Annotated in this window: 8 protein-coding genes and 2 pseudogenes; 7 read left to right on the forward strand and 3 right to left on the reverse strand. The window is 73.4% G+C overall.

The features are described 5' to 3' along the window. Window positions 1-94: 94 nt before the first annotated feature. Window positions 95-2,224: pseudogene (locus tag ACGGZK_RS10855) on the forward strand (ATP-dependent helicase); the annotation flags it as partial. 464 nt (window positions 2,225-2,688) lie between these two features. Further along, window positions 2,689-3,240, forward strand: a pseudogene (locus tag ACGGZK_RS10860) (PD-(D/E)XK nuclease family protein); the annotation flags it as partial. Window positions 3,241-3,248: 8 nt separating this feature from the next. On the opposite strand, the gene ACGGZK_RS10865 reads toward ACGGZK_RS10860, so the two are convergent. Continuing rightward, window positions 3,249-4,607 carry a phosphotransferase gene (locus ACGGZK_RS10865; protein ID WP_395242680.1) on the reverse strand — a complete coding sequence of 453 codons (1,359 nt, stop codon included), beginning with the start codon at window positions 4,605-4,607 and terminating at the stop codon, window positions 3,249-3,251. A gap of 118 nt (window positions 4,608-4,725) precedes the next feature. Between ACGGZK_RS10865 and nudC the strand changes: the two genes are divergently transcribed. Then, a complete protein-coding gene (gene nudC / locus ACGGZK_RS10870) occupies window positions 4,726-5,667 on the forward strand; it encodes an NAD(+) diphosphatase (RefSeq protein ID WP_395242681.1) in 942 nt (313 codons plus the stop codon). A 43-nt stretch (window positions 5,668-5,710) separates the two neighbouring features. Further along, on the forward strand, window positions 5,711-7,471 hold the full coding sequence (locus ACGGZK_RS10875) for an ATP-dependent helicase (protein ID WP_395242682.1): 1,761 nt from the start codon (window positions 5,711-5,713) through the stop codon (window positions 7,469-7,471). Between the two features lie 187 nt (window positions 7,472-7,658). Here ACGGZK_RS10875 and ACGGZK_RS10880 read toward each other — a convergent pair whose 3' ends face one another. Continuing rightward, on the reverse strand, window positions 7,659-8,183 hold the full coding sequence (locus ACGGZK_RS10880; RefSeq protein WP_395242683.1) for a hypothetical protein: 525 nt from the start codon (window positions 8,181-8,183) through the stop codon (window positions 7,659-7,661). Window positions 8,184-8,304: 121 nt separating this feature from the next. Next, window positions 8,305-9,633: a zinc-dependent metalloprotease gene (locus ACGGZK_RS10885; RefSeq protein WP_395246067.1), complete on the reverse strand. Its 1,329-nt coding sequence runs from the start codon at window positions 9,631-9,633 to the stop codon at window positions 8,305-8,307. Between the two features lie 194 nt (window positions 9,634-9,827). On the opposite strand from ACGGZK_RS10885, the gene ACGGZK_RS10890 reads away from it, so the two are divergent. The 3 genes from ACGGZK_RS10890 to ACGGZK_RS10900 all read left to right on the forward strand — a co-directional run bounded on the left by ACGGZK_RS10890 (window position 9,828) and on the right by ACGGZK_RS10900 (window position 14,865). Continuing rightward, a complete protein-coding gene (locus ACGGZK_RS10890) occupies window positions 9,828-10,961 on the forward strand; it encodes a PDZ domain-containing protein (protein WP_395242684.1) in 1,134 nt (377 codons plus the stop codon). A gap of 128 nt (window positions 10,962-11,089) precedes the next feature. Further along, the gene (locus ACGGZK_RS10895; protein WP_395246068.1) at window positions 11,090-14,002 is read left to right on the forward strand and encodes a UPF0182 family protein; all 2,913 of its coding nucleotides are present in this window, start codon (window positions 11,090-11,092) and stop codon (window positions 14,000-14,002) included. Beyond that, a complete protein-coding gene (locus ACGGZK_RS10900) occupies window positions 13,999-14,865 on the forward strand; it encodes a class I SAM-dependent methyltransferase (protein WP_395242685.1) in 867 nt (288 codons plus the stop codon). Before ACGGZK_RS10895 ends, ACGGZK_RS10900 begins: the two co-directional genes overlap by 4 nt. The last annotated feature ends 9 nt before the right edge of the window (window positions 14,866-14,874 follow it).

Here is a 14,874-nt window from a genome sequence, read left to right on the forward strand (position 1 = left end):
GCCGGCCGTCGCGCCGTCGCCGACCGCGCCGCTCCGCGCCGGCGAGATCGCCGAGCGACTCGGCCTGCACCCGCCGACGCCTGAGCAGCGCGCCGTGATCGAGGCCGACCCGGCGGGCCGCGCGCTCGTCGTCGCCGGCGCAGGCAGCGGCAAGACCGAGACCATGGCCAACCGGGTCGTCTGGCTCCTCGCCAACGGGCACGTCGAGGTGCCGCAGGTGCTCGGGCTCACGTTCACCCGCAAGGCCGCGGGAGAACTCGCCGACCGCGTGCGGGAGCGGGTCGACCAGCTCGTGCGCGCGGGCATCGCGGCGATCGACCTCGACCCGCTCGAAGCGGCGGCGGTCGGTACCTACCACTCGTTCGCGAGCGGCATCTACCGCGAGCACGCCCTGCGCATCGGGCGCGAGCCCGACGCCGCCGTCTTGGGGGAGGCATCCGCCTGGCAGCTCGCCCGCTCGGTCGCCGCCGCCTCGACCGACGAGCGGCTCGTCGACCTCGACGCCTCGCTCGACACGATCACCTCGGCGGTGCTGTCGCTGAGCCGGGCGCTCGCCGAGAACGTCGCCGACAGTCGCGACGTGCGCGCGTACACGGTCGACTTCCTCGCCATGGAGGACCTCCCGATCGGGCGTCCGCGCAAGCGCACCCCGTTCGAGAGCCTCACGAAGGGGCTCGAGGTCGTCGGCTCGCTGCCGCCGCTGCTCGACCTCGCCGACCGGTACGCGGCCGTGAAGCGCGAGCGCGGGTACGTCGAGTTCAGCGACCAGGTCGCGCTCGCCCTGCAGATCTGCACGGAGCATCCCGACGTCGTCGCCGACTACCGCGACCGCTACCGGTCGGTGCTGCTCGACGAGTACCAGGACACGAGCGTCGTGCAGACGCGACTGCTCGCCGCGCTGTTCCGCGACGCGCCGGTGATGGCCGTCGGCGACCCCGACCAGTCGATCTACGGCTGGCGCGGCGCGAGCGCGGCGAACCTGGCGCGGTTCGGCGCCGACTTCGCGTCGGCGGGGGCGGCCGCGGTGTTCGACCTGTCCACGAGCTGGCGGAACCCGCGCGTCGTGCTCGACGCCGCCAACGCCCTCATCGCGCCGCTCGACGGCGGCGGGGTGCCGAAGGCGCCGCTCGCCGCGTCGCCGTTCGCGAAGGACGGCCGGCTGGAGGTCGCCTGGTCGGAGACGATCGAGGCCGAGGCTGAGCGGGTGGCCGGATGGTTCGCCGAGCGTCTGCACGACCCCGCGACCGGCGCGCGACGTTCCGGGGCGATCCTGTGCCGGACGCTGACGCACGTCTCCCTGTTCGCGTCGGCGCTGCGCGCCCGCGGCGTGCCGGTGCAGGTGCTCGGCGTCGCCGGACTGCTCGACCAGCCCGTGATCGCCGACCTCGTGTGCGCGCTGCGCGTGCTGCACGACCCCACCGCCGGTGCCGAGCTCGTGCGCCTGCTCGCCGGCGCGCGGTGGCGCATCGGTGCGGCCGACCTGGTGCAGTTGCGCGGGCTCGCCAGGTGGCTGGGCGATCGGGATGCCTCGAGCCGGCGCCTCGACGACGAGGTGCGTGCCGAGCTGCGCACCTCGATCGCCGCCGAGGAGTCGCCGTCGATCGTCGACGCGGTCGACTTCCTCCTCGCGGCGCCCGACACGCACCGCGCGCTCGCGGGGTTCAGCGAGGAGGGCCTCACCCGCATCCGACGGGCCGGTGCCCAGCTCCAGTGGCTCCGGCGCCGCGCCGGCGTGGGCCTCGTCGACCTCGTCGGCCTCGTGCAGCAGGAGCTCCTCCTCGACGTCGAGGTCGCCGCGAACGCCGACCAGCCGCTCGGCGCCCCGAGCCTCGAGGCGTTCGACGACCTGCTCGCGTCGTTCGTCGACGTGTCGGAGCAGCCCACGCTCGGCGCGTTCCTCGGCTGGCTGAAGGAGGCCGAGCAGCGCGACCGGCTCGCCCCCCGGCAGGACGACCCGGAGCCGGGGGCGGTGCAGGTGCTCTCGATCCACGGGTCGAAGGGCCTCGAGTGGGACGTCGTCGCGGTGCCGAGGATGGTCGAGGACGAACTGCCGGCGAAGCCGCGGTCCACGCGCGGATGGCTCGCGTTCGGCGAACTGCCGAACGACTTCAAGGGCGACCGGGCCGAGCTGCCCGAGCTCGTGTGGCGGGGATCGCAGACGCAGGCGGAGTTCGACGAGGCGTTCCTCGGGTTCCAGACCGAGAACCGCGAGCAGTACGCCGAGGAGGAGCGGCGGCTCGCGTACGTCGCGCTCACCCGCACCCGGTCCGACCTGCTGCTCAGCGGCTCGTGGTGGTCGTCGCAGAAGAGGCCCCGACCGCCGAGCCCGTTCCTGCGCGAGGTCGTCGCCGTCGGCGGCACGGTGGGCGACGAGTTGCCCGTCGCACCGGTGGAACCGGAGAACCCGCGTGCCGCGGCCGCCGCGACCGCAACCTGGCCGCTCAACCCGCTCGGTGCCCGTCGACCCCGGGTCGAGGCCGCCGCGTCGGCCGTGCGCGCGGCCGCCGAGGGACCGACCGGCGAGGGCGTCGGCCGGCGGCTCCGGGAAGAGCTCGACCTCCTGCTCGAAGAGCGTCGCCGTCGCCTCGACGGGCCCGGTGCGCCCGGATCCCCGCGCGCGTGCCCGCGTCGCGGTTCAAGGACTGGGTCGACGACCCGGCCGCGGTGGCCGCGGACCTCGCCCGGCCCATGCCGCAGCGCCCGTTCCGCGCGACCCGGCTCGGCACGCTGTTCCATCGCTGGGTCGAGCATCGCGCGACCGGCGAGGGCGAGGCCGCCGCGCTGGACGCGCTCGACCTGGTCGACGCGCTCGCGTTCTCCGACGACTCGGGCGAGCCGTCGGCGCTCGGCGCCGCCGCAGCGGACGACGCGCATCTCGGCGAGGCGGGTGCGGCCCGGATGCGGGCGCTGCAGGCGACGTTCGAGGCATCCGAGTGGGGGTCGCGCCGGCCCTCGGCGGTGGAGCTCGAACTGCACCTGCCGATCGACGAGCACGTCTTCATCTGCAAGATCGACGCGGTCTACGACGTCGACCCGGGCTCGGAGCTCGGGCAGCGGGGCATCCGCCACCAGGTCGTCGACTGGAAGACCGGGCGGGCGCCGCGCGACGCCCGCGACCTCGAGTTGAAGCAGACGCAGCTCGCGCTGTACCGGCTGGCGTACTCGGCGTGGACCGGCATCCCGGCGGAGGAGATCGACGCGGTCTTCTACTTCGTCGAGGACGACCGGGTCATCCGGCCCGACGAGCTCTACGACGAATCGGCGATCCGGCGGGCCTGGGCCTCGGCGGTCGCGGCGGCGGGATCGGCGGCCGCGGAACCTGCGGGCGCAGGGCCGGTGGGCGCAGGGCCGTTGGGCGCAGGACCGGTGGGGGAGACGGCGGAGCGGGTCGGCTCGGCCTGAGGGCCGGACCCGATCTCGCGGTCGGCGGGCGCGGGCTCGACGGGCGTCGTGTCGGCGGGCGCCGCGTCGGCCGGTGCGGCGTCGGCCGGTGCCGCGTCGCCCCAGTCGCTCAGGTCGAGCGGGATGGGCGCGGTCGCGTCGCCGACGGCGGCATGCTCGTCGAACGCGTGGCGGCCGCGCGCGAGGTCGGCGAAGTCGTAGCTGTCGGTGAGCATCGCGCCGCCCGCCTCGCGGAGCCGGTGCTCACGGGGAGTGCGGTCGAGCATCTCCTCGACGTCGGACACCGTCATGATCGGCCCGGTGTCGGGGGAGAGCGGCTCGCTCGACCGGTCGTGCACGCTCGACGCGAGCCCGTCGAGCAGGTTCACGGCGTCGTCGACGATCGACGAGTCGCGCTGCTCGACGCCGTGCAGCAGCCACCGCGCGAGCTCGACCTCGCCGTAGAGCAGCGCCCGCTGGGCGAGGTGCGCGTCGGCGCCGCCCTCGCGGGCGACCGTGTAGGCCTCGAGCGCGCGCTCGGCGTGCTCGCCACGCGAGGTGAGCAGCCAGTGCAGGTCGTTCGCGGGGTCGCCGACCGACAGGCCCGACCAGCCGATCACCCCGGTGACGCGCTCGGCGTCGACCAGGATCGAGTCGGCCGAGAGCGTGCCGTTCACGACCGTCGGCTGGAATCGCCACAGCGCGTCGTCGTCGGTCGCCTCCTCCCATCGGCGGAGGATCGCCGCGGGGAGCCGGCCGGTGTCGGCGGCCCGGTCGATGACCTCGACGACCGCCTCGCGGCAGCCGCCCGCGGTGCGCCGCGGGAGGCCGGCGTCGGCGATGAAGCCCGCCGGGAGCTGGTGGATGGCCGCGATCGCCAGGCCGACCGACTCGGCGAGCCGCGATCGGCCGGTCAGCTCGTCGGCGCTCGCATGCACGCCCGGCACGAACCCGGTGACGACGGCGCGGGTGCCGTCGATGGGCGCCTGGCCCACGACCTCGGGCACCGCGAACGGCAGGCGCGACCGCACGCCGGCGGTCAGGGAGCGCAGTGCGACGAGGTCGGCGGACTGCTCCGACTCGGCCGCCTGCGAGCGCGGAGCGCGGATGAGCAGCTCCCGGCCGTCGACGGCCTGGAGGCGGACGGCGTCGTAGCCGCCGTTGCTGCGCCGGCTGTGCGAACCGGCGGCGCGGACCTCCAGTCCGGGCACCGCCGCCGTGGCCAACGCGGCTAGAGTGAGTGGAGGTCTGGCCATGGCACACAGCTTAAGCAGGGTTCCGCGCTGCGCAGCCGACCGCCACGCCTTCCCGCGGACTCCGGCTGCGACGTGACGAGAGGTGGTCATGCCCGAACCGTCAGCCCCGCCGCTCGCCCGCGGCGTGTTCGACCGCGACGACGTCGGCCGCTCGGCGACCGGTCGTGAGGCGTCCTTCGATGCCGATCCGTCGGCCCGGGTGGTGGCCGTCCGCGACGGTCGGGTGCTGCTGGCGCAACGCGTCGACGGCTCCGCTCCCGCCCTCGACCTGCGCGCGCCGGCGGGCCTTCCGGCCGCACGGCTGCGCGGATACCTCGGGCGCGTCGACGGCCACCCGGTCGAGTTCCGCGTGTTCGGCGCCGACGAGGCCGACGCGCTCGAGCCGGAGGCCGCGCGCTGGGCGCCGCTCCGGGCCGCGGCCGAGACGCTGGCCGACGGGGAGGGCGCGCTCGCCGCGACGGCGGTCGCGCTCGCGAACTGGCACGAACGGCACCCGCGCTGCCCACGATGCGGCGCCGCGACGCGGGTGGAGCAGTCGGGTTGGGTTCGGCGGTGCGAGGTCGACGACAGCCTGCACTTCCCCCGGACCGACCCCGCGGTGATCGTGCTCGTCACCGACGACGACGAGCGCGTGCTGCTGGGGTCGAACGCGATGTGGGAGCAGCAGCGCTACTCGGTGCTCGCCGGCTTCGTCGAGCCGGGGGAGTCGCTCGAGGCCGCGGTCGTGCGCGAGATCGCCGAGGAGGCTGGGCTCGCCGTCGACCGTGTCGCGTACGCCGGCTCGCAGCCATGGCCGTTCCCGGCGAGCCTGATGCTCGGCTTCACCGCCCGGGTCGCGGCGGGTGCGTCGCCCGCGACGGCCCGCCCCGACGGCGAGGAGATCCTCGAGCTCCGCTGGTTCAGCCGCGACGAGCTCGACGCCGCGCGCGGCGAGGTCGTGCTGCCGGGCGCGACGTCGATCGCGCGCTGGCTGCTCGAGCGCTGGTACGGCGGACCCATCGACTCGGATGCCCCGTGGACGACGTCGTGATCGGCGACAGAGTGATCGGCGGCACGGTGATCGGCGGCACGCCGTGACCGCGTCGGCCGACCCGCTCCTCGCGGGCCTCGACGAGGCGCAGCGCGTCGCGGCCGAGTCGCTCTCGGGGCCGGTCTGCATCCTCGCGGGCGCCGGCACCGGCAAGACCCGGGCGATCACGCATCGCATCGCGTACGGGGTGGCGTCGGGGTCGTACGACCCGGCCCGCGTCATGGCGATCACGTTCACCGCACGGGCCGCGGCCGAGCTCCGCTCCCGCCTGCACGTCCTCGGCGCCGGCCGGGTGCCGGCTCGCACCTTCCACGCGGCCGCGCTCGCGCAGCTGAACCACTTCTGGCCGATCGTCGTCGGCGGCTCGGCGCCGCAGATCCTCGACTTCAAGGGCCGGCTGCTCGGCCAGGCCGCCGAGCGGGCCAAGGTGCGGGTCGACACGGCGACCCTGCGCGACGTCGCCGCCGAGATCGAGTGGCGCAAGGTCTCGCTGCTCGGCATGCCCGAGTACGAGGCCCGGGTCACGTCGCGGGGGGCGCCCGGCGACCTCACCGTCGAGCAGCACCTCGACCTCATCGCCGCGTACGAGTCGTTGAAGGACGAGCGGCGGATGCTCGACTTCGAGGACGTGCTCCTCGCCACTGCGGGCATGATCGAGTCGGAGCCGGCGGTCGCGATGCAGGTGCGCGAGCAGTACCGGCACTTCGTCGTCGACGAGTACCAGGACGTCTCGCCGGCGCAGGAGCACCTGCTGGAGCTCTGGCTCGGCGATCGCCGCGACCTGTGCGTCGTCGGCGACGCGAGCCAGACCATCTACACGTTCGCCGGTGCGTCCGCCGGGTTCCTGCTCGGGTTCGAGCGGCGGCATCCGGGTGCCGCAGTCGTGCGGCTCGAGCGCAACTACCGGTCGTCGGAGCCGATCGTCGCGCTCGCCAACCGGCTCATGCGGGGCCGCGAGGGGGCGCTCCGCCTGGAGGCGGCGCCGGAGGCGGACGCGGTGCGCGAGCGTGCGGCGGAGCGGATGCCCGAACCCACGGCGACCGCATACCCCGACGAGCTCGCCGAGGCGCGCGGCGTGGCCGCCGCGATCCGGGCGCGCATCGACGCCGGCGTCAAGCCCGAGTCGATCGCCGTGCTCGTGCGGGTGAACTCGCAGACCGGCATCCACGAGCAGGCGCTCGCCGAGGCATCCGTGCCGGTGCGGGTGCGCGGGGCGCAGCGCTTCTTCGACCGCCCCGAGGTGAAGGAGGCGGTGCACGCGCTGCGGGCCGCCGCGGTCGCGCCGGTCGACGAGCCGCTGTTCAAGTCGGTGAGCGACGTGCTACGCGGCATCGGCTGGTCGGCGCAGCCGCCGGAGGGACCGGGCGCGGTGCGCGGCCGGTGGGAGTCGCTGAACGCCATCGCCCGGCTCGTCGACGACGCGCCGCCCGACACGTCGTTCCGGCGCTTCGCCGACGACCTGCGCACGCGAGCCGAGACGCACCACGAGCCGACCGTGGAGTCGGTCACGATCGCGACGCTGCACTCGGCGAAGGGCCTCGAGTGGGACGAGGTGCACCTCGTCGGCCTCAGCGAGGGGCTCCTGCCCATCGCCTACGCGAAGGGGCTCGACGCGATCGACGAGGAACGGCGGCTGCTGTACGTCGGCATCACCCGAGCGCGGCGACGGCTGTCGCTGAGCTGGGCGGCACGACTCGGCGGCCAGCGCGGGGAGCGGGAGCCGTCGCGATTCCTCCGGGAGCTCGACATCCGCACGCCGGATGCGCTTCGATCGGCTGGATCCGCCGCCCGCCGGGGGCGATGACGAGGGCGCTCCCGCGCAGGTCGGATGCCCCGGTGCGGAGCCGGTCGTCGACCGCGGCGACGACCGCGGCGACCGTGTCGTGACGAAGGCGGACGCCCATCGGCGGCAGCGGGCGGCCGGCGAGCTGCGCGGCGATCGCCGGCCACGCGGCATCCGCGTCGCTCCGTCCGAGGTCGACGCAGCGCAGTCAGGGCCCGTCGTCGGCTGAGACGAACGGACCGACGGCGACGCCCGCCGAGGTGCGGATCACCGCCAGGTGCGGGATGTCGGCGGCGAGCCAGGGCCGGTGGGCCGACGACGGCACGGCCCAGGTGGCGAACAGCACGACCGCCGCGACCTCACCGGGACGGGCGTCGTCGACGGCCACGACCCGGTGGCCGAGCTCGCGGAGCGCGTCGGCGACGGCGTCGACCACCGACCCGGCGCCGTCGACGGCGACGAGCGCGGGCGCCGCGGCGGATGGGTCGGTCGCGGGTTCGAGGGCGGGCGCGACGCGGCGGAGCAGGTCGTCGACGGCCGCATCGTCGAGGCCGAGCCCGTCGCCGAGCACGTGGACGGTGGCGTCGGATGCCCCGTGCCGGAGCAGGGCGATCAGTTGGAGCACGGCGTCGCCGGGGGAGTCGAGCAGCACGAGCGCGTCGGGCGCGCCGAGCTGGAGCTGCGTCGGCGTGCGCCACACGAGCGGGACGGACGGGTCGATGCGCGGGGCCATGCGGCGAGCCTGCCCCACGGGGTCGTCGCGGTGGGCGAACCATCCACAGGGCGGCGGCCGTCGCCGGAGCGAGGCGTCGCGGGCCGGCGACTCGCCGGCCCGCGAGGGCCCGCGCAGCCGTTCAGCTCGCCGGCTTGGGCGGCTCCTCGCCGTCCTCGCCGGGCGCGGCCGGCATGTCGCCGCGGAGCAGGTCCTCGAGCGCCTGGTCGAACTCGTCCTCGGCGATCGCCTCGGCCTCGTCGGAGCCGGTGAGCCGGGCGATGAGGGCGGCCGGGTCGTCGAGGTCGGCCGCGGTGGGCAGCAGGTCGGGGTGGCCCCAGAGCGCGTCGCGCCCCTCGATGCCGACCGCCTCGGTGACCTTCCGCCACATCGCTGCCGCATCGCGCAGGCGGCGCGGGCGGAGCTCGAGGCCGACGAGCGTCGCCAGCGCCGACTCGGCGGGCCCGCCCGACGCGCGGCGCCGGCGGATCGTCTCGCCGACCTGCGCGGCCTTCGGCAGGCGCTCGGTCGCGTCGGCGGTGACGACGTCGACCCAGCCCTCGATGAGGGCGAGCATCGTCTCGAGCCGGTCGAGCGCGTCCTGCTGCGACTGGCTGCGCGGGCTGATGAGCGCGCCGGATGCCACCGCGTCGCGGAGGGCCTCGGTGTTCGACGGGTCGAAGCCCTCGGCGAGCTCCTCGAGGCGCTCGGTGTCGATGTCGATGCCTCGTGCGAACGCCGTGATCGCGGTGATCACGTGGAGCCGCAGCCAGCGCGCGTGCCGGAAGAGGCGCGCGTGCGCGAGCTCGCGCACCGCGAGGTAGAGCTCGACCTGGTCGGCGGGGATCTCGAGGTCGGTGCCGAACTCGGCGACGTTCTGCGGCAGGATCGCGGCGTGGCCGTCCTCCACGAGGGGGATGCCGATGTCGCCGCCGGAGACGACCTCGGTCGCCAGTTCCCCGACGACCTGGCCGAGCTGCATGGCGAACAGCGCGCCGCCGACGCCGCGGATCATCCGGCTGGCGCCGGCGATCATGCCGCGCATCTCCTCGGGGGCCTGCTCGGTCATCACGCGGGTGAGGGCGTCGGCGATGCTCGTCGCGACCGGCTCCGCGAGCTGGGTCCAGACGGGCATGGTCGCCGCGACCCACGCGCGACGGGTGAGGAGTTCCGCGGGCGCCGGCAGGGAGGTCACGTCGACCGCCTCGTCGAGCCAGAGCGAGGCGACCTGGAGCGCCTGCCCGATCCGGGCGCGCTCCTCGTCGGACACCTGCACCTGGCCTGCGGCGGCGCGCTGCTCGCCCTGGCGGAGCGCGGCCGACCAGTCGATCCCGTCGCCCTGCTGCTGCATGGCCTGCTGGAGCTGGCCGAACAGGGCGGCGATGCTCGCCGGGTCGTCGGGCAGTCCGGCCGCGCCGGCCAGGCGCGACGGGTCGATGCCGCCCGAGCCCGAGAGCAGCTCCCGCAGCATGTCGCGGAACTCGTCCTCGGGATTCCGGTCGCGGTCGTCGTCTTCGGCCACTGCCGCCGCCTCTCCTAGGTGTCCTCCAACGCTAACCCCGCCCACCGGCTCCGGCGCTGGGAAATGGCCTAGGCTGGGGCTTCCGGCTGTCCGCCCGTCGCGAACAGCACCGGAGGCGCGCCGGCATCGCCGAGAGGACAGGGTTGAGCATCTTCGACGACGACACCCCGCTGTCCGAAGACCCCCGCTGGCGCGACGAGCCGCCGGCCCCGCGCCGTCCGCTGCGCGAGCGCGTCGGGCGCTGGTTCCTCGTCGTCGCGATCGTCATCGGCGTGGTGTTCGCGCTGCTGCCGTCCCCGTACGTCATCGAGCAGCCCGGGCCCGTCTACGACACCCTGGGCACGACGGAGCACGACGGCGAGGAGATCCCGCTGATCGACATCCCCGACGCCGAGACCTTCCCGACGAGCGGCGAGCTCAACCTGCTCACGGTCAGCATCTACGGCAGCCCCGGCCGCACGCCGAACTGGTTCGAGGTCGTCGCGGCCTGGTTCGACCGCACGCGGTCGGCCGTCCCGGTCGAGGCGGTCTACCCGCCGGGCGTCACCCAGGAGCAGCGCGACGAGCAGAACACCGCCGACATGGTCGACTCGCAGCAGGAGGCGATCGCCGCGGCGCTCATCGAGCTCGGGTACGACTTCCCTCGCGACGTCACGGTCTCGAGCGTGCTCGACGGTTCACCCGCCGACGGCGTCATCGAGGAGGGCGACGTGATCGAGGCGGTCAACGACACGCCCGTGCACTCCGTCGACGAGCTCCGCGCCGCGATCGCCGACAACGGCACGGATGCCCCGGGCCGGTTCCTGATCGTGCGCGACGGCGTCGAGCAGGTCGTCGAGGTCACGCCCGAGGAGCAGGACGGCACCACGGTGATCGGCGTCGGAGTGCGGATGCACTACGAGTTCCCGATCGACGTCGAGATCCGGCTCGACGACGTCGGCGGCCCCAGCGCGGGCATGATGTTCGCGCTCGGCATCGTCGACAAGCTCACGCCCGGCGCGATGACGGGCGGCGACATCGTCGCCGGCACCGGCACGATCGACGCCGACGGCGAGGTCGGCCCGATCGGCGGCATCCGGCAGAAGCTGTGGGGCGCGAAGGACGCGGGCGCCGAGTGGTTCCTGGCGCCGGCCGACAACTGCGACGAGGTCGTCGGCAACGTGCCCGACGGGTTGCAGGTCTTCGCCGTCTCCGACCTCGACGAGGCTCGCGCGATCGTCGAGGCGGCGGGCAGCGGCGACGACCTCGGAGCCTTCCCGACGTGCGTCGCAAGCTGAACGTCCGCTGGGACCTTTCCGAGCCGCGCCCGCCTAGGATTGATTCCCGATCCCGTCCCGACCGAACATGAGGCCGAGAGTTGTCAACTGAGACGCAGCAGCAGAGGGCTCCACGGCGCCGTGCGCCCATCCTGATCACGATCGGGGTGGTGGCGGTCTTCGTGATCGGGTTCTTCGCGTTCGCGGGACTGTACGCCGAGGTGCTCTGGTTCGACCAGCTCGGATTCCTCGACGTGCTGACCACCGAGTGGATCGCCCGCATCGTGCTGTTCCTGGTCGGCTTCGCCGCGATGGCGGTGCCGGTGTGGCTGTCGATCAACATCGCCTACCGCACCCGGCCGGTCTACGCGAAGCTGAACAGCCAGCTCGACCGGTACCAGGAGGTCTTCGAGCCCCTGCGCCGCCTCGCCATGTACGGCATCCCCGCCGTCCTCGGCATCTTCGCCGGCGTCTCCACGGCGAGCCGCTGGGAGCTCACGCTCACCTGGCTGAACCGCACGCCGTTCGGCGAGTACGACCCGCAGTTCGGCTTCGACGTCGGCTTCTACGTGTTCGAGCTGCCGTTCTACCGCTCGATCGTCGGCTTCGCGTCGGCCGTGGTGCTGCTGTCCGCGCTGCTCGTGATCGCGACGAACTACCTCTACGGGGCCATCCGCATCTCGGGTCGCGAGATCGTGATCGCGAAGGCCGCGCGGATCCAGATCGCGATCACCGTCGGCATCTACCTGCTGCTCCAGGCCGTCAGCATCTGGCTCGACCAGTACGCCACCGTGAGCGAGACGGGCTCGCTCATCACCGGTGCCGCGTACACCGACGTGAACGCGATCATCCCGGGTCGGGGCATCCTCGCCGCCATCGCAGCCGCCGTCGCCATCCTCTTCTTCATCACCGCGATCATCGGGCGCTGGCGCCTGCCCCTCGTCGGCACGGTGCTGCTCATCATCTCGAGCCTGCTCATCGGCAGCCTCTACCCGTGGATCATCCAGCGCTTCCAGGTCGACCCGAGCGAGCGTGCGCTGGAGGCGCCGTACATCCAGCGGAACATCGACCTCACCCGAGACGCCTACGGGGTCGCGGACATCGAGGAGATCCCGTACGAGGCGAAGACCGACGCCGAGCCCGGCGCGCTCCGCGCCGACGCGGAGACCACCGCGAGCATCCGGCTCATGGACCCGGCCGTCATCGGCCCGGCGTTCCGCCAGCTCGAGCAGTACCGGCAGTACTACCAGTTCCCCGACGACCTCGACGTCGACCGCTACCAGCTCGAGGGCGGCACGCAGGACACGGTCGTCGCGATCCGCGACGTGAACCTCGAGGGCCTGAACGACGCGAGCACCTGGTACAACTCGCACATCGTCTACACCCACGGCTACGGGCTCGTGGCGGCGGCCGGCAACCAGCGCTCGGCCGACGGCCAGCCCGTGTTCCTGCAGTCCGGCATCCCCTCCACGGGTGCGCTCGGCGACTTCCAGCCGCGCGTCTACTTCGGCGAGAACTCGCCGGCCTACTCGATCGTCGGCGGCCCGGAGGGCGGCGACAAGGTCGAGCTCGACTACCCGGCCGGCGGCGACAGCGGCGAGCAGACCTACACGACCTTCGACGGCGACGGCGGGCCGAAGCTCGACAACGCGTTCACGAAGCTGATCTACGCGCTGAAGTTCCAGTCGGAGCAGATCTTCCTCTCCGACGCCGTGAACACCGACTCGCAGATCCTGTACGACCGCGACCCGGTCGAGCGCGTGCAGAAGGTCGCGCCCTACCTCACCCTCGACAGCGACACCTACCCGTCGGTCGTCGACGGCCGCGTCGTCTGGATCGTCGACGGCTACACGCTGACCGACCAGTACCCGTACTCGAACAAGGTCAGCATGAGCGAGGCGATCGCCGACAGCGAGGGCCTCGCCCCGCAGCTCGCGTTCGACGAGGTCAACTACATCCGCAACTCGGTGAAGGCGACGGTCGACGCGTACGACGGCTCCGTCACCCTCTACGCGTGGGACGACGAGGACCCGATCCTGCAGACCTGGCAGAAGGTGTTCCCGTCGACGCTCAAGCCGATGAGCGACATGTCGGGCGACCTCATGAGCCACGTGCGCTACCCCGAGGACCTCTTCAAGGTGCAGCGCGCCGTGCTCGGCCGCTACCACGTCACCGACGCGGGGTCCTTCTACTCCCGCGAGGACGCGTGGACCACGCCGAAGGACCCGACGGCCGCGCAGAACAGCACCCTGCTGCAGCCGCCGTACTACCTGACGATGCAGATGCCGGGCCAGGACGCCCCGTCGTACTCGTTGTACTCGACGTTCATCCCCGAGTCGCGGGGCGAGCAGAGCCGCAACGTGCTGCGCGGCTACCTCGCCGTCGACTCCGATGCCGGCACCACGAAGGGCGAACGCGCGGACGGCTACGGCAAGCTCAGGCTCCTGTCGCTGCCCGAGGACGACAACGTGCCCGGTCCCGGCCAGGTGCAGAACACGTTCAACTCCGACCCGACGGTGTCGGCGTCGCTGAACCTGCTGAAGCAGGGCCAGTCCGACGTGATCAACGGCAACCTGCTCACCGTGCCCGTCGGCGGCGGCCTGCTCTACGTGCAGCCCGTCTACGTGCGCTCGACCGGTGGCACCAGCTACCCGCTGCTGCAGAAGGTGCTCGTCGCCTTCGGCGACCAGATCGCGTTCCAGGACACGCTCGACGAGGCGCTGAACGTGCTGTTCGGCGGCGACTCGGGTGCGGCGGCCGGCGACAACCAGGTGGAGCCGGGCGAGGAGCCCACCGTCGACCCGGACACCGGCGAGCAGGTGCCGCCGACCGACCAGCCGGCGCAGAACTCCGAGCTGCAGGCGCTGCTCAACCGCGCCAAGCAGGCGCTCGCGAACAAGCAGCAGGCGCTCGCGGAGGGCAACTGGGCGGCGTACGGCGCGGCCGACGCCGAGCTGGCCGAGATCATCTCGGAGCTCGTCGTGCTCGCCGACGAGGGCTCGACGACCGAGGGCACGACCGGCACCGAGGGCACGACCGACGGGAGCGGCACGGGCCAGTGACCGTCGACCTGCGGTCGGGCGACTGGCTCGACGACAACCGCGCGAACTGGGACGACCGCGTCCCGGTGCACGTGGCGAGCGAGATGTACGACCGTGCGTCCCTCCGGGCCGGCGGCAGCCAGCTCGACCCGATCGCTGCGGCCGGCATCGCGCGGCTGTTCCCGGACGGGCTCGAGGGCGTGCGCATCCTGCACCTGCAGTGCCACTTCGGCTCCGACACGCTGTCGCTCGCGAACCTCGGCGCCACGGTCGTCGGCATCGACTTCTCGGAGCCTGCCATCGAGGAGGCGCGACGCACGGCGACCGAGCTCGGCCTCGCCGACCGTGCCCGCTTCATCCAGGCGAACGTCTACGACGCCAGGCACATGCTGCCCGACCCCGAGGGGTTCGACCTCGTCTTCACGACGTGGGGCACCATCGGCTGGCTGCCCGACGTCGCCGAGTGGGCGCGCATCGTCGCGTGGTTCCTGAAGCCCGGCGGGCGACTCTACTTCGCCGACGGCCACCCCACGGCGTGGATCTTCGACTACGACGGGAAGCCCGACGCGGACGCCGGCCTGCCGGCCGTGCGGTTCCCCTACGTGTCCGACGGCCCCGACGTGCTCGACGACCCGAGCGACTACGCCGACGCGGATGCCTCGATCGCCCACGCCCGCACGTGGGAATGGACGCATCCGCTCTCCGAGACTCTCGGCGCACTCCGCGCCGCCGGCCTCGCGGTCGAGGAATTCGAGGAGCACTACCGGCTGCCGTGGCGGATCTTCCCGGCCGTCGTGCCACTCGAGGACGGCATGTACGGATGGCCCGACACGAAGTGGATCCCGCTCGGCATCGAGATCGTGGCGGTCAACGCGGAGCGGTGACCGCCACGA

This window comes from Agromyces sp. MMS24-K17 (genome assembly GCF_043950245.1).
In the GTDB taxonomy this organism is placed as follows: domain Bacteria; phylum Actinomycetota; class Actinomycetes; order Actinomycetales; family Microbacteriaceae; genus Agromyces.